Raw genomic sequence first — 22,057 nt, forward strand, 5'->3', positions numbered from 1 at the left:
TAACTGGATACGCTAACGGCCACGCCTTTCATGGGCAGCTTGGATGCAGCGCTAAAGCGGTTATTCAAGGTTAATTCGGGTTAGCCAGCATATCAAAAATAAAATCAAAGCTGCCTTTTTTCGCTCCCAGCGTCAATTCCATAACATGAATAAAAGCCTTCGCCTTCTGGATCATTTCCTCTGGCTGCCATTCGAATAAACCTTCATCGAACAGAAAAGTGGAAGATACAATTAAAAATTCCACCGTCTCCTTGGGGTATTCGGTTTGAAAAACTTGCTCCTCTATGCCTTGCTCAATGACTGTTGTTAATACAGGCGTCAAGTGAATAATGGTCTGTACGAGGCTTTTTTGATGCATTTCGGCATTGCCGACCTGGTGGAATTGCTCCAGCAGCAGCTCCTTACGGTCACCATTCTTAGGCTTCTGAGCCATCAAAATTTGAAACAGCTTGACCAAGGTTGGCAGATTCGAACTTGCGGCTATGCTTTTTGCAGAAGCAACATCCGCCGCCACAATCCGCATAATGATCGCGTCCATAACTTCCTCTTTGGATTTAAAGTAATAATAAAAGGTCCCCTTCGCAATGCCAATCTTCTGAAGGATGTCATTAATCGTCGTTTTATTGTAGCCCTTCGTATAAAAAAGCATTTCTGCCGTATCTAAAATTTCATTTTTGCGTTCTTCCGGATCTTTCAGTATACGCATCGTCCGCTTCGTCGCTCCCCTCTATAGACCGTCGGTCGGTCTAGTGCTAGTATAGGCCATTATTTGAGCATAATCAATCTTATTTTTGAGCTGACATAAGGTGAAACGGCTATCGCCGTCCTTTGGCGGCGCAGCGCGTTTCAGTCCGAGAAATATAGAGTAAGGATGAGAAAATCATATACTTTCCTATATCTTAAGAAAAACGCCTTGCGGCGTTCGTTCTATTGCTGATGTTCCCCGCTTAAAAACCTAAATCGAGCTGAATGCAAACATTATTTCGGCTTCACAAACCAGTTCATTGTTTACCGTGGCGACGCCTTTTCCTTTAACTATCTGCCCCTTGATTCGAGTTACTTCGAATGTAAGAATAAGTTGGTCTCCTGGTTTTACTTGCCTCTTGAATCGACAATTATCAATACCAGTCAATAATCCTATTTTACTGCTTTCTCCTTTAGACGTAACGATACCACCGACCTGCGCCAGTGCTTCTACAATTAAGACTCCAGGCATAACGGGATAGTCGGGAAAATGACCAATGAAATAAGGTTCATTGATTGTCACATTTTTAATTCCAACAGCTTTTTTACCCTCATCAATTTCCAAGATTCTATCAACCAAAAGAAAGGGATATCTATGAGGAACTACCTCTTTTATTTTTTCAATATCAAACATGGATTGCCTCCTCTTCTAGGTATACTACCATTTTAACACTATTTGGAAAAACTAACCATAAGCTCAACAATAAGCCATCCGTCTAAGCTTAGCGTTTGTATCCTTCACAGAAAACAGACATGAAGTTACCAACATAATCTTCTTATTCGACGTTGTGTTCTCATGGTCCTTACTGTCAACGTGAGGTGTGTTCGTTTTAGCCTAAAAAAAAGAAGCGCAGAATATGCTCGTATTCTGCGCCTCTTAAATGATGCCTCTCGCTAAGAGGCTGAATATGCCCTAGCCTTTGAGCCCGGCTACAAACTCGCCGATCTGCTTCAAGCCCTCTGCGCGGGTCTTCTCCTCTGCAAGCAGCGGAATGGATTCTTCTATTTTGCGTACAATTGCACTGCCTACCACAACACCATCACATTGCTTGGAGAAACGCTCCACTTGCTCGCGGCTCGAAATGCCAAAGCCAACGGCGATCGGCAGATCAGTCGCTTCCCGCACGGTAGCGAGGAAATCGTCGATCCCACTGTGGAATTCGGCGCGCACGCCCGTTACGCCTAGCGAGGAGACGCAATAGACGAAGCCTTTCGCCTTTTGCGAAATACGTACGACCCGATCCTTGGAGGTCGGAGCGACAAGCGGAATAAGGTGAATGCCCGCGGCTTCCGCCAGCTGGCGGACCTCGGCATCCTCTTCAATCGGCAGATCGGGAATGATCAAACCGCTGATATCTTTATTTTTCACCAACTCCATAAAGGCTTCCAGACCGAACTGCAGCACCGGATTGAAATAGGTGAACAGGATGAAAGGCAGCTTCACGCCAGCTTCGCGTGCTTGCGCTGCCGCTTCAATACAGTCGCGAAGCGTAATGCTGCTTCTCAAGGCGCGCTCGGAAGCCCGTTGAATAACCGGACCATCGGCGAGCGGGTCAGAATAAGGAACGCCCAGCTCGATTAGATCAGCGCCAGACTCCTCCAGCTGCTTAATAATCGCCAGTGAGGTTTTGAGGTCAGGATCCCCCACCGTTATAAAAGGGATCAGCGCGGTACGCTTTTCCTCACGTAGCTTTGTAAATACCGTATCAATGAGATTCATCGACTGCGCCTCCCAGCTTGCTCATAATCGTCTCTACATCTTTATCGCCGCGGCCGGACAGGCTGACGACAATAATTTGATCTTTAGCAAGCGTTGGTGCCAGCTTGACCGTCTGGGCAATCGCATGCGCCGACTCCAGCGCTGGAATGATGCCTTCTGTACGCGACAGCAGCTGCAAAGCGTCCATTGCTTCATCGTCCGTAATCGGAAAATATTCCGCCCGGCCCGAATCCTTCAAATACGAATGCTCAGGGCCAATGCCTGGATAGTCGAGACCTGCCGAAATGGAATGCGCCGGCAGCACTTGTCCGTTGTCATCCTGCAGCACATAGCTCAGCGAGCCCTGAAATACGCCATGACGGCCTTTCGTCATGGTAGCCGCATGCTCATCGGTCTCTACTCCGCGTCCCGCAGCTTCAACACCGATCAAACGCACAGCCGCATCTTCAATGAACGGGTAAAAAATACCGATTGCATTGCTGCCGCCGCCAACCGCTGCTACTACATAATCCGGCAGGCGCCCTTCCTCTGCCACAATTTGCTTGCGCGATTCGTCACCGATAATCCGCTGAAAATCGCGGACGATCATCGGATACGGATGCGGCCCTGTCGCTGAACCCAAAATATAATAAGTATCGTCTACATGGCTAACCCAGTAGCGGAGCGTTTCATTACAGGCATCCTTAAGTGTGCGCGTTCCCGAAAGAACCGGCACGACTTCCGCTCCAAGCAGCTGCATACGGAAAACATTGAGCTGCTGGCGCTTCATATCTTCCTCGCCCATAAATACTTTGCATTCCAGTCCAAGCAATGCCGCAATCGTTGCCGAAGCAACCCCATGCTGGCCTGCGCCAGTTTCAGCAATAATTTTCGTTTTGCCCATGCGCTTCGCCAGGACGCCCTGACCGATTGTATTGTTGATTTTGTGGGCGCCCGTATGGTTCAAATCCTCGCGCTTCAAATAAATTTTTGCGCCGCCAAGCTGCTCGCTCAGACGCTCTGCATAATAGAGCGAGGTAGGTCTGCCCGAATATTTATGCAGCAGATTGCGGATTTCCTCTTGGAAGGATTCATCCTTGGAATAGTGGTTGTACGCTTCCTCCAGCTCAAGCAGTGCGTTCATCAACGTCTCGGGAACATAACGGCCGCCAAACTTGCCGAAACGACCATTTTCATCCGGTACTCGGTTCATCGTTGCATCACCTTTCTGACGAATAATCTAATTTTCTCAATATCTTTAACGCCGTCCGTCTCTACTCCGCTGGACACATCAAGGCCACTCGGAGCGTACGCAGCTAACAATTCCTGTACGTTGTCCGGGTTTAGACCGCCCGCTACATAAAGCGGCACATTCAACTGTGCTGCCGCAGCTTGGTAGTCGTCGATAACCTCCCAGTTGAACGCTTTGCCCGTACCTCCCCCGGCTGTGTCGATCAATACAGCATCGACCTTGCCAGCATAAGGAGAGAGTCGGGCAGCCGCCTCATCGGCACTTGTATGAGCATCCGTGCCCTTGTCAGCGCCCTTGCCTGTGGAATCCTCAGACTGAACAACCGCTTCATTACGTATAGAAAACACCTTCCACACCTTAACCGCAAATTGCTCACGGACCGCTTGGCAAAAAGCAGGCGTTTCGCTGCCATGCAGCTGTACCACATCGAGCGGAGCAGTAGCCAGCGTCTCGCGCAGCTCCGCAAGCGCAGGATTGACGAATACGCCGACGGTTTGGGGACGCTGCCCCGCTGCCGCCTTCAAGCTGTGTACTGCCGCAACCAGCTCTGCTGCTTGCGCAGGAAGCACTTGACGCTTGCTAGCCGCAAATATAAATCCAATATCATGGAACGGCAATCCGTCCATTTGCTGAATCGTCTCCACAGTCTTCAGGCCGCAAATTTTAATACGGGGAGTCGTCTGCATCTGCACTAGCGGCCCACCGGACCCATCAAATCGATAATAGCCTGACCTGCATCAGCCTGGCGCATGAAATGTTCGCCAATTAGAACCCCTTGCGCGCCAATACCTTGCAAATAATCCATATCTGCCGGACCGGCAATGCCGCTTTCGCTAATAACGGTCACACCTTGCGGCATCAAGCCGATCAGCTGCTCCGTTGTACGCAGATCGGTGACAAAGCTTTTCAGATCGCGATTATTGACTCCGATAAGCGTCGCTTTATTCAGCTCAAGCACCGCCTCCAGCTCCTCGCGATTATGCACCTCGACCAGCACATCCATGCCAAGCGAAACAGCTGTATCATACAGCTCAGACATCTGCTGCTTCGTCAATATCGCCGCAATGAGCAAAATCGCATCCGCCCCAATGACTCTCGCCTCGTACACCTGACGGTAATCAATAATAAAGTCCTTGCGGAGCAGCGGAATGCTGACCGTATCCTTCACGAGCGTCAAATACTCATTTGCCCCTTGAAAATATTGCCGATCCGTCAGCACGGAAATACAATCCGCGCCGGCCTGCTCATAAGCAGCTGCCAGCTCCGCCGGGTGAAACTCAGGGCGAATCAGCCCTTTAGAAGGCGAGGCTTTTTTCACCTCGGCAATGAGTCCAACGGTGCGCTTGCGGCCCGCAGTCAATGCACGCTCAAAGCCGCGGCACGGAGCACGCTCGGCAATCGTCCGCTCATATTCCGCTAATTGGAATGTGGCCGATAATGCTTCAACCTCTTCGCGTTTTGTTACTACGATTTTATCCAAAAACATGGGTCAGCTCTCCTGTCGTTTGAATGAGGCCCAGCAGCTTTTGCTCGGCTAATCCGGAATCAATCATGTCCGCCGCGATTTTAACACCATCTGTCAAGCTCGCAGCAGCTCCGCCCACATAAATGCAAGCCCCTGCATTCGCAAGCACGATATCGCGATAAGCGCCGCGCTGCTCTCCGCTGAATATGCCGCGAATAATCGCCGCATTGGCCGCAGGATCGCCGCCCAGCACCTCGCTGATCGGATAGCGGGTCAAGCCCAACTCCTCCGGCGTAATTTCATACGTGCGAACCTCGCCGCTTCGCAGCTCCGATACTCTAGTTGGCGCCGAAATGCTGATTTCGTCCAGCCCGTCGTTGCTGCTCACGACCATCGCGCGTTTGACGCCAAGCTCTGCCAGCACCGAAGCGACGGTGTCCGTTTTCTTAGCATCATACAAGCCGATTAGCTGGCGATCAGCACCAGCAGGATTCGTCAGCGGGCCCAGCATATTAAAAATCGTCCGAATGCCCAGCTCTTTACGTGGAACAGAAGCATGGCGAAGCGATGGATGGTACAGCTGCGCGAACATGAAGCAAATGCCGACCTGCTTCAGACATTCCTCCGCCTGCTCCGGCGTGAGCGTAATTTGCACGCCCAGCGCCTCCAGCACATCAGCGCTGCCCGCTTTGCCCGACATTGCACGGTTGCCATGCTTGGCTACGCGAATGCCCGCTGCCGCCGCAATAATCGCCGAGGACGTCGATATATTGAATTTATGAATACCGGAGCCGCCTGTGCCGCACGTATCAAGCAGCCCCTCCTGCTCGGTCTGCACATGGCTCGAATGCGCCCGCATCGCCTGGGCAAAGCCCGTAATTTCGTCCTTCGTCTCGCCCTTCATGCGCAGCGCAGTCACCACGCCTGCAATTTGAACCGGCGTCGCTTCGCCGTTCATAATAATATCCATAACGGAGCGGGCTTCTTCCCGTGACAAATGCTCGCTGCCGATTAATTTAGTTAACGCGCTTTGCATCGTAATCGGTGTCAGGCTGTTTGTCATTGTACGAAACCCTCCCCTGCTTTAATGTAATAATCGCTATTAATGGCATTGAAGCTCTGATCGCGAGCGTCTCCTGGCTTGCCGAACAGCTGCTCAGCGGCCCGAATGGCCGTCAGCAGCGCTTTCGCTTTATTCACCGTTTCGGTATATTCGCTCTCCGGAACGGAATCCCAGACGATGCCTGCCCCGCTCTGCACGTAGGCTTTGCCATTTTTGAAAATGATCGTCCGAATCGTGATGCAGGTGTCGAGCGAACCGCCGAAGCCTAAATAACCAATCGCTCCAGCGTAAGCGCCGCGAGCTTCATTTTCAAGCTCCGCAATAATTTCCATCGCCCGCAGCTTTGGTGCGCCGGATACGGTGCCGGCAGGAAGACAAGAGAGAAACGCATCGTAAAAATCCTTATCCTCCCGCAGCTTGCCCGTCACATTCGAAACGATATGCATAACGTGGGAATAACGCTCGATTTCCATGAAGGAATCGCATTTCACCGATCCGAACTCGGATACACGGCCAATGTCGTTGCGACCTAGGTCAACGAGCATCAGATGCTCCGCCCGCTCCTTCTCATCTGCCAGCAGATCCTGCTCCAGCGCCAGATCCTCCTCCGGCGTTTTGCCGCGAGGGCGCGTTCCGGCGATTGGGCGGGTTTCCACCTTGCTGCCATCTACTTTAACGAGCGCCTCCGGCGATGTTCCAACGATCACCTCTTCACCCATTTTCAAATAATACATGTACGGTGAAGGGTTCATCGTGCGAAGTACGCGGTACACATGCAGCGGATCAACATCCGTCTCAATGCTGAAGCGCTGGGACAGTACCACCTGGAAAATATCGCCTGCGCGAATGTACTCCTTCGCTTTGTCGACATTGGCGATGAACTGCTCCTTCGTCAAATTGGACTGCACATCGCCAACCTCGGGCATAGTAGGCACGCCAGCACCGATTGGCACGGGGATTTTCACCTGCTGCTGCAGGCGCTCGACCGTCGCTTCGATTTTGGCAACTGCTGCGTTATAAGCTTCCTCGACGCCGTAGGACTGAACAATGCCCGTCTGCGTCTTCTCCTTCGGCACATGCACATTGCCGATAATTTGCAGCTGCTGCTTGAAGTGGTCGAACACAATGACCTGATCGCAGAACATAAACTGCAAATCATTCATTTGCAAATCATCAATCCGGTGGGCTGGAAGCTTCTCATAATATTGCAGCAAATCGTAGCCGAAAAACCCGATAGCCCCGCCCGTAAACGGCGGAAGATGGGACATCGCCGGACTGCGATAGTAACGAAGATGATCCTTCAGCAAGCTTAGCGGCTTATCGTCGAAGCTGATTTTTTCACCATTTTTCTCAAAAATCATTTCGCCGTTTTTGCCATACAGCATCATAAATGGATCGGTTCCAATGAACGAATAACGCGCCCATTTCACGCCGCCCTCTACACTTTCAAGCAGAAATGCATGCTTTTCCTTGGCAAAATGCTGAAACAGCCGAATCGGCGTCTCCGTATCCGCCATCATATAACGAACGATCGGAATGAGATTGTATTCCTCAGAGAGCTTGACCACTTGCTGTAATTCACTATTCATCGTTACGTCCCCCTTCTCGCTATGTGTAGAAACATTCAAAATAAAAAGCCCCTGCCAAGGCAGGGGCGTTGATTTAAGATGAGGACAAAAAAGTAAAGGCCAGCCAGCAAATTAATCTATAGCAGCATCTTGCACATACGTACATTCGTAAACGTAAAACAGCTGTCGCCATCTAATAAGATGGATAGGCTCTTCTCACGATGAAATAGAAAGCGATTATAAGCGCTAAACTTATACATCATCTATTTCATAATTACGCACTCTGCTCTATAGTCATTATATTCGCAACTTGGCTATGCTCGTCTCTGCTCTGCTCATCTAATTTCAACTAAAACCTGCTCACTTGCTACTCAACTAGTCTCATTTACTTCATCCAATATACAACATCTTGTGCCTGATCGTCAATTAGATTAGGATTGCGTTAAATCTGGACGAAGCACCTGGGCTCCTCCCAAGTACACATGTTTAATTTCGGCTTGCGTTTTATCCGTATTCACGGTAACCATAAGCCTTATGCAGCGTGCAAGGCTTCCCTTGACTGGCACTTCCAGCGCGCACATGAGTGGAACAAGCTCCCAGCCGCTCATTTGGCGAATGGCCACAGCAGGGAACGCATCATCCAAATCATTCGTCACCGTAATAAATACGCTGCAAATATCGTCAGGCTGAACATCATTGTCTGCGACAATGGCATGCAGCATTTCAAGTGTTGCTTTTAAAATAGGCTCTTTCTCGTTTGTATCGACGGTAATTGCCCCGCGAATTCCCCTAACGCTCATATTACTCGGCCTCCTGTTTCAATTCCTCCACGATTTCCCGAACCCATGACGCCGGTACATCCTTCTTGATTTCCACTTCGCCGATCGCCGTCGGCACTACGAAAATCATAGTGCTTTCGCTGAACTTTTTGTCATGCATCATCGCTTCCATAATCGCGTCCACATCGAAGTGCTCCGGCAGCTTCACCGGAAGCCCGCATTTCGCAAGCACGCGCTTCGTTGTTGTATAGACGTCCTCTGGCGCTCCATAACGTAGGCCAAGCTTGGCCGAGCCAATCATGCCGATGGAGATCGCCTCGCCATGAAGCAGCTCGCCATAGCCAGCTACAGCCTCCAGCGCATGTCCAATTGTATGGCCCAAATTCAGAATCGCACGCAGGTCATTCTCGCGCTCATCCTTGGATACGACAGCCGCTTTTACACTGCAGCCCTTGTACAAGGCATAGCCGAGTGCTTCTGGATCAAGCGCCAGCAGACGCTCGGAGTTTTCATCGCACCACTGCACGAAAGCGTCGTCCCAGATGAAGCCGTGTTTGACCACTTCCGATAAGCCTGCAGAAACGTCACGCGGCGGCAGCGTCTGAAGCGTATTCAAATCATAAAGCACCATTTCCGGTTGATGGAAAGCGCCGATAATATTTTTCGCCAGCGGGTGGTTGACTGCCACTTTGCCGCCAACACTGCTGTCATGCGCCAAAATCGTCGTCGGAATTTGAATGAATTTCACGCCGCGCATATAAGACGCTGCTACGAAACCAGCCAAATCGCCAACTACGCCGCCGCCAAGGGCAACGATCGCCGACTTGCGGTCAAGCCCAGCCTTCAGCGCATGAGTAACCAAATCCTCCAGCATCGCCAAAGACTTCGAGCTTTCACCCGACGGTACGATTGCTGTCGACGGCTGGAAACCTGCTGCGCTTAGCGCATTTGCAAGCGGCTCCAAATAATGGGGCGCCACCTTGTCATCCGAGATGATTAACAGCGGAGATTTTTTGCTAATGCCATGCTTTTCGAAAAAAGAGGGAGCCTCCTGCAGGAGACCCTCCCCGATATAGATTGGATAAGAGCGCTCGCCTAAATCAACCGTTAGCTCTCTCATCCTTTAATACCTGCCTATTTGCTCTAGGTATTGATTCAGGTTCGAGCGGATTTCCTCAATGGAGTCGCCGCCGAACTTCTCAAGAAATGCTTTCGCTACTTCAAAAGCCACAACATGCTCCATCACAACGCTAGCTGCCGGAACTGCACAGCTGTCGGAACGTTCTACTTGCGCTGTGAATGGCTCTTTCGTGTCAATATCCACGCTGCGAAGCGGCTTGTACAGCGTTGGAATTGGCTTCATTACGCCACGGACAACGATTTGCTCGCCATTGGTCATACCGCCCTCGAATCCGCCCAGACGGTTCGTCGCTCTCGTATAACCTTCCTGTGCAGTGTACAAAATCTCGTCATGCACCTGCGAGCCGCGCAGCTTCGCCGCTTCAAAGCCGATGCCGATTTCGCAGCCTTTGAAGGCATTAATCGAAACGACGGCACCAGCGATGCGCGCATCCAGCTTGCGGTCCCATTGCACATGGCTTCCAAGTCCAATTGGCACGCCCTCAATAATGCACTCAACCACGCCGCCGATGGAATCTCCTTCGGCTTTAATTTGGTCAATGTACGCGGTCATCTTCTCTTCGGTTTCTTTATCAACGACGCGCACAGGCGATTCTTCCGTAAGGCGAATGAGCTCATCCAGCGGCAATTGGTTTGCCGGCGCTTCAATCTCGCCAATGCGAATAACCTGTCCGCCTACTTTAATGCCGAATTCAGCAAGAAGCTGACGTGCTACCGCTCCCACCGCTACGCGTGCTGCTGTCTCGCGGGCACTGGAGCGCTCCAGTACGTTGCGAAGATCCTTCAAATTATATTTCAAACCGCCGTTCAAATCCGCATGTCCAGGACGCGGACGGTGTACCCGGCGCTTCTCTTCATCTCCGCCTTCGATCGGGGCGATGTTCATTACGCTTGTCCAATGCTTCCAGTCATTGTTCTCAACGATTAGCGCTACAGGAGCGCCAGTCGTCCGACCATGACGAACGCCGCCGACAATGTTTGCCGTATCTTTCTCAATTTGCATGCGACGACCGCGGCCATGGCCTTTCTGGCGACGGTGAAGCTGAAAATTAATTTCCTCAAAATCAATGGTTAAATTGCTAGGAAGACCCTCAATAATGGCGGTCAATTGGGGACCATGTGTTTCCCCCGCTGTCAAATATCGTAAACTCAACCTAAAGCTCCTCCTTCAACGCAAACAACCTAATATGGCCTGGGGCGCTGCAAGCGTGCGCATTCTGCCGATTATTAGGCGCATGCTATCATCAGCTACCCTAAACATCTTTGCTCATTATAGTACAGCCTTGCGGGTTTGACAAGAAATGCGCACCGTCAATCCGCGTCCAAACGCCATTTTTATCTCAAGCGTAAACGGCCGAAAGCCGTCCTCTGGCGGCGCGGCGCGTTTCAGTCCGAGACCTATAGAGAAAGAATGGGAAAATCATATCCTTTCCTATTTGTCAAAAAAAAGCAGGATCAGAGGCCTGATTGGGCACCTGATCCTGCTCTTTTTCAAACGACGACCCTCTATGGGTCTTCCGTCAGCTATTTACCGTGCGCTTGCTCTGCGAATCCGCGTAATCGGAAGCGAACTGCTGGGCTTTCAATAATCCCGGCAATTGGCCGCTGTCCAGCCCCAAAATCTGAGCGCACTCCTGAATCGATATAAAACCAAGCTTATAGGCTTGAATCACTTTGCGTTTATCCATCTTTCGTTCCGCCTCCAAATGGTGTTGACTACCACTAGTATAGGAGAACAAGGAAGACGATATACATTAATTGCTCGTTTTTCTGTAAAAGAACGTATCCGCCGTATCAAAGCCATACTGGGCCGGCGAAAAAATCTGTTCCGTGCTGCCGACGAACAAAATGCCGCCCGGCTTCAAAGCTTTTGCAAACTTGTGGTACAAAATGCGCTTCGCGTCCTCGGTAAAATAAATCATAACATTGCGGCATACAATGAGGTCGAATCCGCTGTCAAACGTATCATGCAGCATATTTTGCTGCTTGAACTGGATTGATTTTTTCAAATCATTCGATACGGCAAAGGCCCCATGATCTGGAGCAAAATATTTTTGACGGAATACTGGCGGCACATCCTTAAGCGAACGCTCTAAATAAATGCCTTCCTGCGCCTTCTGCAGCACGATATTATCCAGATCCGTTGCCATAATCGACGATTTGCCAATCGCGCCAATCTCCGTCAAAATCATCGCGAGCGTATAAGGCTCCTCGCCCGTTGAGCACGCCGCGCTCCAAATTTTCAGGCGGCTGTTGTTTTGCAGCATTTCTGGAAAAAACTGATTTTTCAGCACTTCCCACCGATTCGGGTTACGCCAAAACTCCGAGACGTTAATCGTCATCCGGTCGAGAAATTCATTCATCAAAGTCCGGTCATTCTCCAGCTTTCTCCAGTATTCATCGAAAGTCTGGAATCCATGCTTCATGCGCAGCGTCGTGAGCCTGCGTTTCATCTGTGCTTCCTTATATTGCGATAAATCAATGTTGGTCTTATCTCTCATCTTCTGGATAAAAGTTGCAAAATCCCGATCGTCCGTCATTATGCCTTCAGCCTCCGTTTGTATCGCAACTGGCTAAACCCAGCGCTGCATCGTTTGTTCGTAGTCCACAAGCTGTTCAGGAGTGAAGAAAATGGAAATTTCCCGCACGGCATTTTCGGGCGAGTCGGAGCCATGAATCAAATTAAAATTCGTATGTACAGCAAAATCAGAGCGAATGGTGCCTGGAAGCGCATCCACTGCGTTCGTCTTGCCAATTAAAGCACGGGTTAGCGCAATGACGTTATCGCCTTGCCAAACCATCGCAAACACGGGACCAGAAGTAATAAATGCTAGAAGCGGCTCATAAAAAGGCTTGCCTTCATGCTCCTCGTAATGCTTTTGGGCAAGCTCCTGACTTACAGTCATAAACTTGGCTGCAACCAATTGAAGCCCTTTACGCTCAAAGCGCGACATAATTTCACCAATGAGGCCACGTTGAACACCGTCAGGCTTAATCATCAAAAAAGTTCTTTCCACTTGTAGCAGCTCCTTTTCGCATCTTGATTAATAATTGCGTTTGCCGACAAAATGTGCGATATCGGATAAGTTCTTCTTCGCCGGAATAGATGGCAATTCCTTCAAAGCAGCCAGAGCTTTCTCGACATACTTTGCTGCGAGCTGCTCAGCGACATGAATGCCTTTGCTATTTTTGATCAAATCAATCGCATCTCGCGTATCCACATTGCCATTATGCTCGCGAATACGGGCAATTTCCACAAGCAGCCGCTCGCGGGTTGCTTCATCCTGCAGAGCCAAAATAACAGGCAGCGTAATGTTGCCCTGTCTAATGTCAGAGCCTGGCGGCTTGCCGATCTGCTTCTCGGTTCCGAACAAATCAAGCAAATCATCGCGAATTTGAAACGCCATGCCCACATTGTAGCCATATTCATACAGCCGGTTTGCCGTATCTCTGTCCCCATCTGCTGCAATAGCTCCAAGCTGGCAGCTTACTGCAATGAGCAATGCGGTTTTGCGCCTGATGCGCAGCAAATAATGGCGTATGGTTTGGTCCGTATTGAAAAAATAACGGATTTGCTCCATTTCGCCAATGCCCATTTGTACAATCGCCTTGGACAGCACCTGATGAATTTGCGGGTTGCCGAGTTCCGTGGCGATAACGAGCGCTCTGCCGAAAATATAATCTCCGGTATACATCGCGACCCGATTATCCCATTTGGCCTTGACCGTAGGCTGGCCGCGTCTGGTAGCTGCATCATCAATTACATCGTCATGGACAAGCGAGGCCATATGGATCAGTTCAAGAGGCACGGCGATTTTTTTCATGACCTCCAGATTATACCGCCCAAACTTTCCTGCAAGCAGCACAAAAACAGGACGCAGCCTTTTGCCGCCTGCCTTGAGCAGATGAAGGGATGCCTCGCTCAGCAGCTTATGCTCGAAAGTGACGCTGCGTTCAAGCTCCTTCTCTATTTGCGTTATATCGCCTTTTAATTTTGCGTACATATCTAATAGTTTCATTCTTTCACCTATTCGGCAGAATTGTCTTCGTAGAACGCCAGCTGAGCCTCATGGTCCAGCAGGCCTAATTGTGTCGCATAACGGAAATACAGCGCCAGTCCCTCGCGCAGCTTCTGTCCGAAATCATATTGCAGACATGTAAAATAGTCCAGCCAATACGAGCGTTCGCCGCCAAGCTCGCTGCAAGCCTTGTCCACGAGTGGGGACAAGTCGGCAAGATTGTGACGCTTAGTCGCCAGCATCGCCTGATGCAAGTCATGAATTTCCTGTGGAAAGGCGGCTGCCGCTTCCTTATGAACCGCCACAACCGCAAAGGTCATGCCGAGACCCGTCCAGCGATGCCATAGCTCCCCAAGATCAATGATGTGCAGCCCTTCACTTCTCCAAGAAGCATGTATAGCCGGGTCGCCAATGATGAGCGCCCCATCCGCATCCTCAAGCATCTGGTCAAGCGACGGCTCAGCAGGAATATATTCCGCATCAAGATCGTAATAAAGCTTCATAAGGATTTTGAGCAAATTAACGGAAGTGGCTGAAGCGGTTGTGACCGCAATTCGCTGTGGACGCACTCGCTCAATCGGCTGCTTAAGGAACAGCAGAACCGAATTAACCCGGCCCTCCGATCCTACGCATAGCTCAGGGAGCAGCAAGTAGTCTCTGCTGTTTAAGCCGTAAGCATAGGATGAGACGGCCGAAGCCTGAAGCTCTCCTTCTCGCAGCTTGCGGTTAAGCTCTGCCGGAATGCGAGAGCACAGCCCCAGCTCAGAAGCATCAAGACGCTGATCAAGACCAACAAAGAGCGGCCATGCATTCGCGTAATCAATTTCTCCAATCATCAGGGGCAAGCTGTCATTAGTCAGCATCAGGCCCATCCCCCCATCTTGTAAACAAAGCATGTTCAATTCCCATGCTGTCTAATAACTTGCCAACCAGAAAATCAATCATGTCATCCATCGATTGCGGCTTATAATAAAAGGCAGGCATAGCTGGAACAATCGTTACGCCTAGTTTTGCAAGCTTAAGCATGTTTTCCAGATGAATCGCATGCAGCGGTGTCTCGCGTGGCAGCAGCAGCAGCTTGCGTCCTTCCTTGAGCATCACGTCTGCTGCCCTTGACAGCAAATCATCGGAAATGCCGTGAGCGATGGAAGCGAGCGTACCCATGGAGCAAGGCGCAACGACCATTCCCTGTACCCGGAAGGAGCCACTGGCAATGCTAGCCCCAATATCTGCATTCGGATGCAAAACAAGCCGCTTCGCCTGCACTGCCTCTGCAAAATGCAGCTCGACAGCAGCTTGTCTGCGGCTCGACACCCAGCCCAGCTCTTCCTTAAGCACTCTCCAGCCAGCCTCGGTTACAACGAGATGGACGTCAAAGCCCGCTTTGAGCAGCTCCTCTGCCAGCCGAATGCCGTAGATAGAGCCGCTCGCCCCGGTTATTCCGACTACCCATCTGCCTGCTGCGCCAGCAGCTCCGCCCCCTACCATTTGTGCAATACCATCAAATCAATAATCGCAAACAAAAACAAAACGACACTTAAAGTGCCATTCATTCCGAAAAACGAAAGCTGAACGCGGGAAAGATCGTTTGGACGCACCAGCCAATGCTGATAGAACAGCATAACAATCGCAAGCACCGTTCCAAGCAAATAAACCCAGCTCAAGTTTGTCATTATAAACAAAGTAACAAAACCTACTGCCGTCACCATATGGAAACTGCGGGCAATCCACAGCGCCTTCGCTACGCCAAACCGGGCAGGAATGGAATTCAAGCCTTCCTTCCGGTCAAACTCATAATCCTGCGTTGCATAGACGATATCGAAACCGGCAATCCAGAGCGCAATCGTTACGTAGAACACCCATGCTGCCGTGTTAAAGCCACCCGTAACGGCTACCCAGCCGCCAAGCGGCGACAAACCGATCGTTAGCCCCAGAAAAACATGGCACAACCAAGTAAAACGCTTCGTATAAGAGTAGAGCACCAGCAATACGACAGCAATTGGAAGCAGCTTCATCGCAAGCGGAGCCAGATTAGCCGCAGCAACGAAGAGCAGCACGAAGGAAACAATCGTAAACAAAAGCACCTCCGCTGACTTCAGCAAGCCTGCCGGAATAGCCCGGTTGCTTGTGCGGGGGTTGCGCAGATCAATCGCCGCATCAATGAGCCGATTAAGGCACATCGCGGCGCTTCGGGCGCCTACCATTGCAAGTGTAACCCAGCCGATTTCCGCCCAAGAAGGAAGACGCTGCTCCATGACAACAGCGCCCAGAATCGCTCCCATAAAAGCAAAAGGAAGCGCAAATATCGTATGCTCAAATTTAATCATTTCAAGAATAATGCGTATTTTGCGAATCATGTTGGCTTCTTCTCCTTTATGCCTATATGCAGCGCAGCAATGCCTCCAGTCAGCGGGTAGCCTTTCACCTGCTCAAGCCCTGCTTCTTCAAACAGTGCGGACAGCTGCTTTAGGTCAGGAAAAAGCTTTAATGAATCCGGCAGCCATTTATATTCCTGGAATCGCTTGGCTACCAGCTTGCCGATCATTGGCAAAATCCGTTCAAAATATAAATAATATAAGGCCTTGAATGGCTGCCAGCCCGGTTTTGAAAGCTCCAGACATACGACCTGTCCGCCCGGCTTCACGACGCGGTGCATTTCCTTAAGCACCTGCAAATAATCGGGTACGTTGCGCAGGCCGAAACCAATCGTTACATAATCAAAAGAATTATCCTCATAAGGCAATTGCATCGCATTGCCCTGCACAAGCGTAATTTGCTTGTCGAGTGAAAGCTGCTTCACTTTCTCATGGCCGACATTCAGCATATTTTGGCTGAAATCAAGTCCGCTTATGGCCCCGCTCTCGCTGGCCTGGGCTAGCGATATCGTCCAGTCGCAGGTGCCACAGCACAAGTCAAGCGCAGTCTGGCCCCGCTGTACATTCATTTTACGCATAGTAAACTTCCGCCACGCCTTATGACGCCGAAAGCTTAGCAGGTCATTCATTAAATCATATTTGGGAGCGATGTTTTCAAATACTGCATGCACATGCCCCTTGGAGTTTGCATCCATTCGTCTAAGGTCACCTCGTCTCGTTGAGAGCGGGAGCAAAACCCGCAATCTTGTAAAGCACCGCGTCCAAAATGTGCTGCAGCTCCTGAATCAGCTTGTCTGATTCCAGCTTGCCCGCAATCATCCGGACATCTTCCACAGCCTGCTGCAGCAGCACAGCAAGCTTGGCATGAATATCATATTGGTTAAACAAGCCGCTAATGAAACCAGCGTCCATCTGCGGACCTTCAAGCGCAAGTTGCTCTTCATCCGTACCAACCTGCAGAACATGCCAGTAGGCCCAGCTCTGGTGAAAACGCGCCGGCACTTTGCAGCGCGCAAGCTCCTCCAGCACAATCTCGCAGCAGCTTAAAGCGTGGAGCAGCTCCGTCCAATAAAGAGCTGCTGTACCTTCCAGCAAATCTTGAAAGGCAAGAAACAGCCCACTTTTCAGCTGGACCATGCTGCTAAAATAATCGTCAGCCTGAATGGCATCCTGCTGCATGCGTAAATAAAGGGTGATTTTGAGCCCGTTGACTTCGCATACCGCCTGGCTGATCTTGGCTATCATTGCAATCTCTCCGGCTTGTGCCAGCAGTTGGTAGAAACGGCCGCTGAAATAATCGCCGGCAAGCACCTTGAGCTGCCTTGAACGCATCTCGCGCTCCGAGCGGCTTCCATCCTCTACATCAATCTCATCATGCGTATCCAGCCCTAGCTGCACTAAAGACAGCACCAGCGCGAATAGCTCGGCCTTCTCCGCATAGGAGCGGGTTTCGCTAAGGAAAGCTTGAAGCAGGTGCAGACGCGAATCGGGAAAAGCAGGAAGCTGCGTATGGTTTTGAATCATGTCATAATCGACGTACTTCTTCGCTAATTGTGGTACACGATACGGTTTCATGGGGTAAGCCTCCGAACAGAGAAGCAGATATTGCCGCTCAATAATCTAAACTATTATAGCACAACTTTATGTAAGGCGCATATGAAGCTGCCCACAGGATTGGCATTTTTTCAAGGAGAAAGTCGGAGCAGGCCATTAGCCTTTACTCCGCAGCAGGTCTGGTAGAATAAGTAGGCACCGGCCCATACCATTTCGTCCACTCCGATGTGAAGCTCATCCGCAGCCTCTCCCGCCATATTTCATCATGCAGCGGATCAGCGCTGCCAAGCTCCCCAAGGCTTGCGAGCCAGTTGTCTGTGCGCCGAATATCCGCCGCAAGCAGCAGCCGTGATTTCACCGTGCTGTCTGCTAGATCCGTACGCTCTCCTCCAGCCAAACCTGCATTGCTTGGTAAAGCTGCCTCATGTGCTGGCACAGCGTAGCGGATCAGCACTCGGTTCACATTTTCCATTCTGGCAAATGACAACCGCAGCAATTGCTCTACATCGCGAGTCCATTCTGCCGGCAGCTCTCTTCCCGCCTTCACTTTAAACTCCACTGTCAGCAGGGAATTTTCCCACTCCACCCGCATAATAGGCGTAGCCAGCTGCAGGCCAATCATCATATCAACAAGATTGCTGTTCGTCAGCCTTGTTGCAGCAGATGGGCGAAATACAGCCACTTCCGCGCCCGATTCGGACTTTCGCATATCTGGCAGCAGGGAAAGCCCCGCCATTACCGCAAGCACTAAAACCAGCGACAGCAAATAAGGCCTTGCCATGCGCAATATAACCGCCCCTTTCAAGCGTAAACGGCTTTGTCATAATAATGGCAAATGCTCGTTTCGCGTAGAAATATAAGCCTTATGATGGGCAACACACCCCAATCATTCTTATATTTCAAGCGTAAACGGCTTTGCCAGCTTTGTGACAAAAGCTCGTTTCGCCCTTTTATACCAAGTGTGTACGCGCGAATATGTCCTCATACCCATTGTACAAACATTTGGTCCAGCCTATGCCTGGAGCGGCTGTTTTCGCATAAAAAAACTCCCGCCCTGCATCAAGGCAGAAGGGAGCGGCAGGTCGCTATTGGTCGGTCTCTATTTGGCCATGCTTCGTCATGATGACCGCTTTTCCCCGCACCTTGATGGCTGAAGTATGGTTCGTGAACTGCACGATCAGCACTTCGTTGCGATCCAGCTTTTCGGTGTGATGAAACTTCGTATCTTGTCCGCGGGTCAGCCCAATAACCTGTACCCCTTGATCCTTCGCCTTAATGACGATAAAATCGCTGTTTGTCGGCTCCATTTTCCATCCCCCTTGTCGTTCCTCTCTGATAGACAGGTCGTTTATAAGTGTCACACTTATAAACGCTTATCTATTAAAAAGCGCCCGAACGCTAACGTCCGGACGCCGATTTAACGAATGCTGCTGCTAGTTGGATACGAGATCCTTAAGCGATTTGCCTGGCTTGAAAGCCGGGATTTTGCTAGCCGGAATATCAATTTCCAAACCGGTTTGCGGATTGCGTCCTTTACGAGCTTGACGCTCGCGAACCTCGAAGTTGCCAAAGCCAACCAATTGGACTTTGTCGCCGCCTTGAAGCGCATCAGAGATGGCATCAAATACTGCATCAACTGCTTTAGTCGCATCTTTCTTGGACAGATCGGATAATTCAGCAACCTTGTTGATCAAATCCGTTTTATTCATTCGTTTCACCTCCCTATTAGGCAAATGAAGAGTCATCTTATCCCTCTTATTAACGGAATCACCTAAAAATATACATGCCATAGTTTTCTATGCATTTACCAAACCTATAGTAATACAGCCGTTTGGCAATTTCAAGTATTTCAGCGCGTTTCCGCATTTTTTCACGATTCTCATTAAAATAGGCTACCCATTTCGGCGTTTGTTCAGATGAATGAACGTAACGGCGAGCGCCAAAACGAGCACAACACCTTTGATAATATCATTGGAATAATACTGCACCTTCATCATGGTCAAACCGTTGAGCAGCACCCCAATCAGCAGCGCGCCAAAAAAAGTACCGATCACATTCGGCTTGCCCGCGCCAAACACGGAATAACCTACAAATACGGCCGCTACGGCCTCCATCATCATAGGCGCTCCAGCGTCAATTTGCCCCGTTCCAACACGTGCGGCGAACAATACCCCGCCAATCGCAGCGAAGACCCCTGAAGCCACATAGGCGGCTGTACGAATGCGGCGAACGCGGATGCCGGACAAGCGGGCTGCTTCTTCGTTGCCGCCTGTCGTTTGCATTTGACGTCCCCATTTGCTGTATTTGAAAAACAGATGGACGACTATAACAGCAATGACCATCAAAATAACAGGTACCGGAATTTGCCCGATTTTGCCTTGGCCCAGCCACAGGAAGGAGCTGTTGAAAACGCCAGGCGCAGTCGAACCGTCAGGCATTGGCATATTGTTGTAAATCGAGTAACCCTTCGTATATGTTTTGTGAATACCCGCTACAATGTACATCACGGCAAGCGTAGCGAGCAGATCCGGAATTCGGATGCGTACGATGAGCAGCGCGTTAAGCAGCCCTACCAAGGCGCCGATCGCGATTGCCACGATTAGTACAACAATAAGCGGCTGCTGAAACCACACCATCATAGCGGCGGTTACAACCGTTGTCAGTGACACCGTCGAGCCAACCGACAAGTCAAAGCCGTCTACCGTCAGCGAAAAGGTTACGCCAATCGCAACAAAGGTCACGATGGAAATCGAACGCAAAATATCAGAAAGATTGGCATAAGTGAAAAAATGCTCATCCCATAATGAGAAAAATAAAATGACAATGGCAATAACGATGAGCGAGCCATATTTAAATAAAAAGCTTGAAAACTTCTCCATTACACCGTTTCATCCCTTCCACCGCTGGCATATAGCATCAGCTTCTCCTGCGTCGCTTCACCGCGTCCAAACTGCTTGACGAGCTTCCCGTCGCACATAACCATAATTCGGTCGGCAATACCGATCGCCTCGGCAAATTCGCAGGTCAAATACACAATAGCTTTTCCTTGAGTTGCGAGCGTACCGATAATTTTGAAAATATCGCTTTTGGCGCCAATGTCAACGCCCTTGGTTGGCTCATCGAACAAATACACGCTTGCGCCGGTAGGCAGCCATTTGCCAATGGACACCTTCTGCTGGTTCCCGCCGCTCAGATGTGCGACCTTTTGCTCCGGTGAGGAGGTTTTGACCCCAAGCCGCCCAATTACAGCTTCAGCATTATTCGTCTCACGCTTCCCTGACAAAAAGCCGAGCTTGGATAGCAAGCTCAAAATCGGCAAGCTGAGATTATTTTTAACCGATTCCTCTACCAAAATCCCCTGCTTGCGGCGCTCCTCCGGCACAAGCACAAGCCCGCCTTTAAAAGCATCTGCTGGGGAAGCCAAATTGACGGCCTGTCCATTTACGCTTACCGTACCGCCATCCGCTTTGTCTGCACCGAACAGCAGCCGGGAAAGCTCTGTTTTCCCCGCTCCTACAAGGCCGACTATCGCGACAATTTCACCGCTCTTCACATCAAAGCTTACATCCTTAACCTGATGGCCCCTACGAATGCCGGTAACGTTCAGAAGCGGCTTCCCAATTGCAGCAGCAAGCTTCGGATACTCCTCCTCGAACACTCGTCCGAGCATGGCGTGGACGACATCCTGCATCGTTATGGCCGCTGCAGCCTCGGTAACAATCCTCTCTCCATCACGCATAACGGTGACACGATCGCAAATTTGAAATATTTCCGGCAGGCGGTGAGAAATGAATACGATGCCGATACCTTCTGACTTAAGCTGAGCTATAACACCGAATAACCGCTCCGCTTCTTCCAAACTCAAAGGGGCGGTCGGTTCATCAAAAATGACATATTTAGCTTTCTCGGTCAGTAAGCGCGCAATTAATACGAGCTGTTTTTCCGCAAGCGTCAGCTCTCCCGCCTTCCTCCGCACGGGAATACGCGCACCTAAACGAGCCAGAGTTTCCTCTGCCTCCTTCTCCAGCTTGCCCCAGTTCAACCACGCCTTGCTTCCTTTTGCCGAAATGCGATCCAGCATGACATTCTCCACTACGCTTAGCTGTGCAACCAGTGCGGTATCAACCTCCTGATAAACACAATGGATGCCCAATGACTTGGCATCCCCTGGAGAACTGATATGAACTTGCTGGCCATCGATTACAATGGTTCCTTCATCCTGGCTGTAGGCCCCTGATAAAATTTTCATCAGCGTGCTTTTGCCCGCGCCATTGGCGCCAAGCAGCGCATGGACCTCACCGCTTTGTAAGATAAAATCAACATTCCGGAGAGCGGGAATGCCGGAAAAAGCTTTCCGGATTCCCTTCATTTGCAATTGTTTGTCTGCACTCATCGTTTG

Annotated in this window: 25 protein-coding genes; all 25 read right to left on the reverse strand. The window is 50.4% G+C overall.

What is annotated here, in order from left to right:
• Positions 1–70: 70 nt before the first annotated feature.
• Positions 71–706: a TetR/AcrR family transcriptional regulator gene (locus MHB80_RS17285; RefSeq protein ID WP_341278153.1), complete on the reverse strand. Its 636-nt coding sequence runs from the start codon at positions 704–706 to the stop codon at positions 71–73.
• A gap of 249 nt (positions 707–955) precedes the next feature.
• Positions 956–1,378, reverse strand: a complete 423-nt coding sequence (fabZ, locus tag MHB80_RS17290) for a 3-hydroxyacyl-ACP dehydratase FabZ (RefSeq protein WP_341278154.1) — start codon at positions 1,376–1,378, stop codon at positions 956–958.
• A 279-nt stretch (positions 1,379–1,657) separates the two neighbouring features.
• Positions 1,658–2,464 (reverse strand): tryptophan synthase subunit alpha, encoded by an 807-nt coding sequence (trpA, locus tag MHB80_RS17295; RefSeq protein ID WP_341278155.1) that lies wholly within the window; start codon positions 2,462–2,464, stop codon positions 1,658–1,660.
• A complete protein-coding gene (gene trpB / locus MHB80_RS17300; protein WP_341278156.1) occupies positions 2,451–3,656 on the reverse strand; it encodes a tryptophan synthase subunit beta in 1,206 nt (401 codons plus the stop codon). The genes trpA and trpB overlap by 14 nt, the downstream gene beginning before the upstream one ends.
• A complete protein-coding gene (locus tag MHB80_RS17305) occupies positions 3,653–4,381 on the reverse strand; it encodes a phosphoribosylanthranilate isomerase (RefSeq protein ID WP_341283015.1) in 729 nt (242 codons plus the stop codon). The genes trpB and MHB80_RS17305 overlap by 4 nt, the downstream gene beginning before the upstream one ends.
• 5 nt (positions 4,382–4,386) lie before the next feature.
• Positions 4,387–5,181, reverse strand: a complete 795-nt coding sequence (trpC, locus tag MHB80_RS17310; protein ID WP_341278157.1) for an indole-3-glycerol phosphate synthase TrpC — start codon at positions 5,179–5,181, stop codon at positions 4,387–4,389.
• Complete coding sequence (trpD, locus tag MHB80_RS17315) at positions 5,168–6,223, reverse strand: anthranilate phosphoribosyltransferase (RefSeq protein ID WP_341278158.1); 1,056 nt, start codon at positions 6,221–6,223, stop codon at positions 5,168–5,170. Before trpD ends, trpC begins: the two co-directional genes overlap by 14 nt.
• Positions 6,220–7,812, reverse strand: a complete 1,593-nt coding sequence (gene trpE, locus MHB80_RS17320; RefSeq protein WP_341278159.1) for an anthranilate synthase component I — start codon at positions 7,810–7,812, stop codon at positions 6,220–6,222. The genes trpD and trpE overlap by 4 nt, the downstream gene beginning before the upstream one ends.
• 410 nt (positions 7,813–8,222) lie before the next feature.
• Positions 8,223–8,591, reverse strand: coding sequence for a chorismate mutase (gene aroH / locus MHB80_RS17325; protein ID WP_099519937.1), 369 nt, complete (start codon positions 8,589–8,591; stop codon positions 8,223–8,225).
• Between the two features lies 1 nt (position 8,592).
• Positions 8,593–9,690 carry a 3-dehydroquinate synthase gene (gene aroB, locus MHB80_RS17330; protein WP_341278160.1) on the reverse strand — a complete coding sequence of 366 codons (1,098 nt, stop codon included), beginning with the start codon at positions 9,688–9,690 and terminating at the stop codon, positions 8,593–8,595.
• A gap of 3 nt (positions 9,691–9,693) precedes the next feature.
• Entirely contained in the window at positions 9,694–10,863 is a 1,170-nt protein-coding gene (gene aroC, locus MHB80_RS17335) for a chorismate synthase (RefSeq protein WP_338551723.1), read from the reverse strand.
• Between the two features lie 367 nt (positions 10,864–11,230).
• Positions 11,231–11,398: a hypothetical protein gene (locus tag MHB80_RS17340; RefSeq protein ID WP_341278161.1), complete on the reverse strand. Its 168-nt coding sequence runs from the start codon at positions 11,396–11,398 to the stop codon at positions 11,231–11,233.
• Positions 11,399–11,464: 66 nt separating this feature from the next.
• Positions 11,465–12,250: a protein-glutamate O-methyltransferase CheR gene (locus MHB80_RS17345; RefSeq protein ID WP_341278162.1), complete on the reverse strand. Its 786-nt coding sequence runs from the start codon at positions 12,248–12,250 to the stop codon at positions 11,465–11,467.
• A gap of 33 nt (positions 12,251–12,283) precedes the next feature.
• Positions 12,284–12,727 carry a nucleoside-diphosphate kinase gene (ndk, locus tag MHB80_RS17350; protein WP_341278163.1) on the reverse strand — a complete coding sequence of 148 codons (444 nt, stop codon included), beginning with the start codon at positions 12,725–12,727 and terminating at the stop codon, positions 12,284–12,286.
• Positions 12,728–12,754: 27 nt separating this feature from the next.
• The gene (locus tag MHB80_RS17355; RefSeq protein ID WP_341278164.1) at positions 12,755–13,729 is read right to left on the reverse strand and encodes a polyprenyl synthetase family protein; all 975 of its coding nucleotides are present in this window, start codon (positions 13,727–13,729) and stop codon (positions 12,755–12,757) included.
• A gap of 8 nt (positions 13,730–13,737) precedes the next feature.
• A complete protein-coding gene (locus MHB80_RS17360) occupies positions 13,738–14,592 on the reverse strand; it encodes a menaquinone biosynthesis protein (RefSeq protein ID WP_341278165.1) in 855 nt (284 codons plus the stop codon).
• Positions 14,582–15,217, reverse strand: a complete 636-nt coding sequence (locus tag MHB80_RS17365; protein ID WP_341278166.1) for a UbiX family flavin prenyltransferase — start codon at positions 15,215–15,217, stop codon at positions 14,582–14,584. The genes MHB80_RS17360 and MHB80_RS17365 overlap by 11 nt, the downstream gene beginning before the upstream one ends.
• Complete coding sequence (locus tag MHB80_RS17370) at positions 15,211–16,086, reverse strand: UbiA-like polyprenyltransferase (protein ID WP_341278167.1); 876 nt, start codon at positions 16,084–16,086, stop codon at positions 15,211–15,213. The genes MHB80_RS17365 and MHB80_RS17370 overlap by 7 nt, the downstream gene beginning before the upstream one ends.
• The gene (locus MHB80_RS17375; RefSeq protein ID WP_099519932.1) at positions 16,083–16,799 is read right to left on the reverse strand and encodes a demethylmenaquinone methyltransferase; all 717 of its coding nucleotides are present in this window, start codon (positions 16,797–16,799) and stop codon (positions 16,083–16,085) included. Before MHB80_RS17375 ends, MHB80_RS17370 begins: the two co-directional genes overlap by 4 nt.
• Before the next feature lie 10 nt (positions 16,800–16,809).
• Positions 16,810–17,679 (reverse strand): heptaprenyl diphosphate synthase component 1, encoded by an 870-nt coding sequence (locus tag MHB80_RS17380; RefSeq protein ID WP_341278168.1) that lies wholly within the window; start codon positions 17,677–17,679, stop codon positions 16,810–16,812.
• Positions 17,680–17,821: 142 nt separating this feature from the next.
• Positions 17,822–18,445 carry a hypothetical protein gene (locus MHB80_RS17385; protein WP_341278169.1) on the reverse strand — a complete coding sequence of 208 codons (624 nt, stop codon included), beginning with the start codon at positions 18,443–18,445 and terminating at the stop codon, positions 17,822–17,824.
• A 298-nt stretch (positions 18,446–18,743) separates the two neighbouring features.
• Positions 18,744–18,965, reverse strand: coding sequence for a trp RNA-binding attenuation protein MtrB (gene mtrB / locus MHB80_RS17390; RefSeq protein WP_341278170.1), 222 nt, complete (start codon positions 18,963–18,965; stop codon positions 18,744–18,746).
• Between the two features lie 126 nt (positions 18,966–19,091).
• A complete protein-coding gene (locus tag MHB80_RS17395) occupies positions 19,092–19,367 on the reverse strand; it encodes an HU family DNA-binding protein (RefSeq protein ID WP_046232030.1) in 276 nt (91 codons plus the stop codon).
• A gap of 183 nt (positions 19,368–19,550) precedes the next feature.
• Positions 19,551–20,537 (reverse strand): ABC transporter permease, encoded by a 987-nt coding sequence (locus tag MHB80_RS17400; RefSeq protein ID WP_338551735.1) that lies wholly within the window; start codon positions 20,535–20,537, stop codon positions 19,551–19,553.
• Positions 20,537–22,051, reverse strand: coding sequence for a sugar ABC transporter ATP-binding protein (locus tag MHB80_RS17405; RefSeq protein WP_341278171.1), 1,515 nt, complete (start codon positions 22,049–22,051; stop codon positions 20,537–20,539). The genes MHB80_RS17400 and MHB80_RS17405 overlap by 1 nt, the downstream gene beginning before the upstream one ends.
• Between the last annotated feature and the right edge of the window lie 6 nt (positions 22,052–22,057).

It is taken from the genome of Paenibacillus sp. FSL H8-0537 (assembly GCF_038051995.1).
Classification (GTDB): domain Bacteria; phylum Bacillota; class Bacilli; order Paenibacillales; family Paenibacillaceae; genus Pristimantibacillus.

What these genes read in the sequence shown, in the direction of transcription:
- MHB80_RS17345 (WP_341278162.1), bottom strand. Translation starts at nt 12,250, where the DNA reads ATGACGGACGATCGGGATTTTGCAACTTTTATCCAGAAGATGAGAGAT.
- trpE (WP_341278159.1), bottom strand. Translation starts at nt 7,812, where the DNA reads ATGAATAGTGAATTACAGCAAGTGGTCAAGCTCTCTGAGGAATACAAT.
- MHB80_RS17360 (WP_341278165.1), bottom strand. Translation starts at nt 14,592, where the DNA reads ATGCTGACTAATGACAGCTTGCCCCTGATGATTGGAGAAATTGATTAC.
- trpD (WP_341278158.1), bottom strand. Translation starts at nt 6,223, where the DNA reads ATGACAAACAGCCTGACACCGATTACGATGCAAAGCGCGTTAACTAAA.
- fabZ (WP_341278154.1), bottom strand. Translation starts at nt 1,378, where the DNA reads ATGTTTGATATTGAAAAAATAAAAGAGGTAGTTCCTCATAGATATCCC.
- MHB80_RS17305 (WP_341283015.1), bottom strand. Translation starts at nt 4,381, where the DNA reads ATGCAGACGACTCCCCGTATTAAAATTTGCGGCCTGAAGACTGTGGAG.
- aroH (WP_099519937.1), bottom strand. Translation starts at nt 8,591, where the DNA reads ATGAGCGTTAGGGGAATTCGCGGGGCAATTACCGTCGATACAAACGAG.
- MHB80_RS17370 (WP_341278167.1), bottom strand. Translation starts at nt 16,086, where the DNA reads ATGATTCGCAAAATACGCATTATTCTTGAAATGATTAAATTTGAGCAT.
- MHB80_RS17375 (WP_099519932.1), bottom strand. Translation starts at nt 16,799, where the DNA reads ATGGATGCAAACTCCAAGGGGCATGTGCATGCAGTATTTGAAAACATC.
- trpB (WP_341278156.1), bottom strand. Translation starts at nt 3,656, where the DNA reads ATGAACCGAGTACCGGATGAAAATGGTCGTTTCGGCAAGTTTGGCGGC.
- MHB80_RS17395 (WP_046232030.1), bottom strand. Translation starts at nt 19,367, where the DNA reads ATGAATAAAACGGATTTGATCAACAAGGTTGCTGAATTATCCGATCTG.
- trpC (WP_341278157.1), bottom strand. Translation starts at nt 5,181, where the DNA reads ATGTTTTTGGATAAAATCGTAGTAACAAAACGCGAAGAGGTTGAAGCA.
- mtrB (WP_341278170.1), bottom strand. Translation starts at nt 18,965, where the DNA reads ATGGAGCCGACAAACAGCGATTTTATCGTCATTAAGGCGAAGGATCAA.
- MHB80_RS17405 (WP_341278171.1), bottom strand. Translation starts at nt 22,051, where the DNA reads ATGAGTGCAGACAAACAATTGCAAATGAAGGGAATCCGGAAAGCTTTT.
- MHB80_RS17400 (WP_338551735.1), bottom strand. Translation starts at nt 20,537, where the DNA reads ATGGAGAAGTTTTCAAGCTTTTTATTTAAATATGGCTCGCTCATCGTT.
- aroB (WP_341278160.1), bottom strand. Translation starts at nt 9,690, where the DNA reads ATGAGAGAGCTAACGGTTGATTTAGGCGAGCGCTCTTATCCAATCTAT.
- MHB80_RS17365 (WP_341278166.1), bottom strand. Translation starts at nt 15,217, where the DNA reads ATGGTAGGGGGCGGAGCTGCTGGCGCAGCAGGCAGATGGGTAGTCGGA.
- MHB80_RS17340 (WP_341278161.1), bottom strand. Translation starts at nt 11,398, where the DNA reads ATGGATAAACGCAAAGTGATTCAAGCCTATAAGCTTGGTTTTATATCG.
- trpA (WP_341278155.1), bottom strand. Translation starts at nt 2,464, where the DNA reads ATGAATCTCATTGATACGGTATTTACAAAGCTACGTGAGGAAAAGCGT.
- MHB80_RS17285 (WP_341278153.1), bottom strand. Translation starts at nt 706, where the DNA reads ATGCGTATACTGAAAGATCCGGAAGAACGCAAAAATGAAATTTTAGAT.
- MHB80_RS17380 (WP_341278168.1), bottom strand. Translation starts at nt 17,679, where the DNA reads ATGAAACCGTATCGTGTACCACAATTAGCGAAGAAGTACGTCGATTAT.
- MHB80_RS17355 (WP_341278164.1), bottom strand. Translation starts at nt 13,729, where the DNA reads ATGAAACTATTAGATATGTACGCAAAATTAAAAGGCGATATAACGCAA.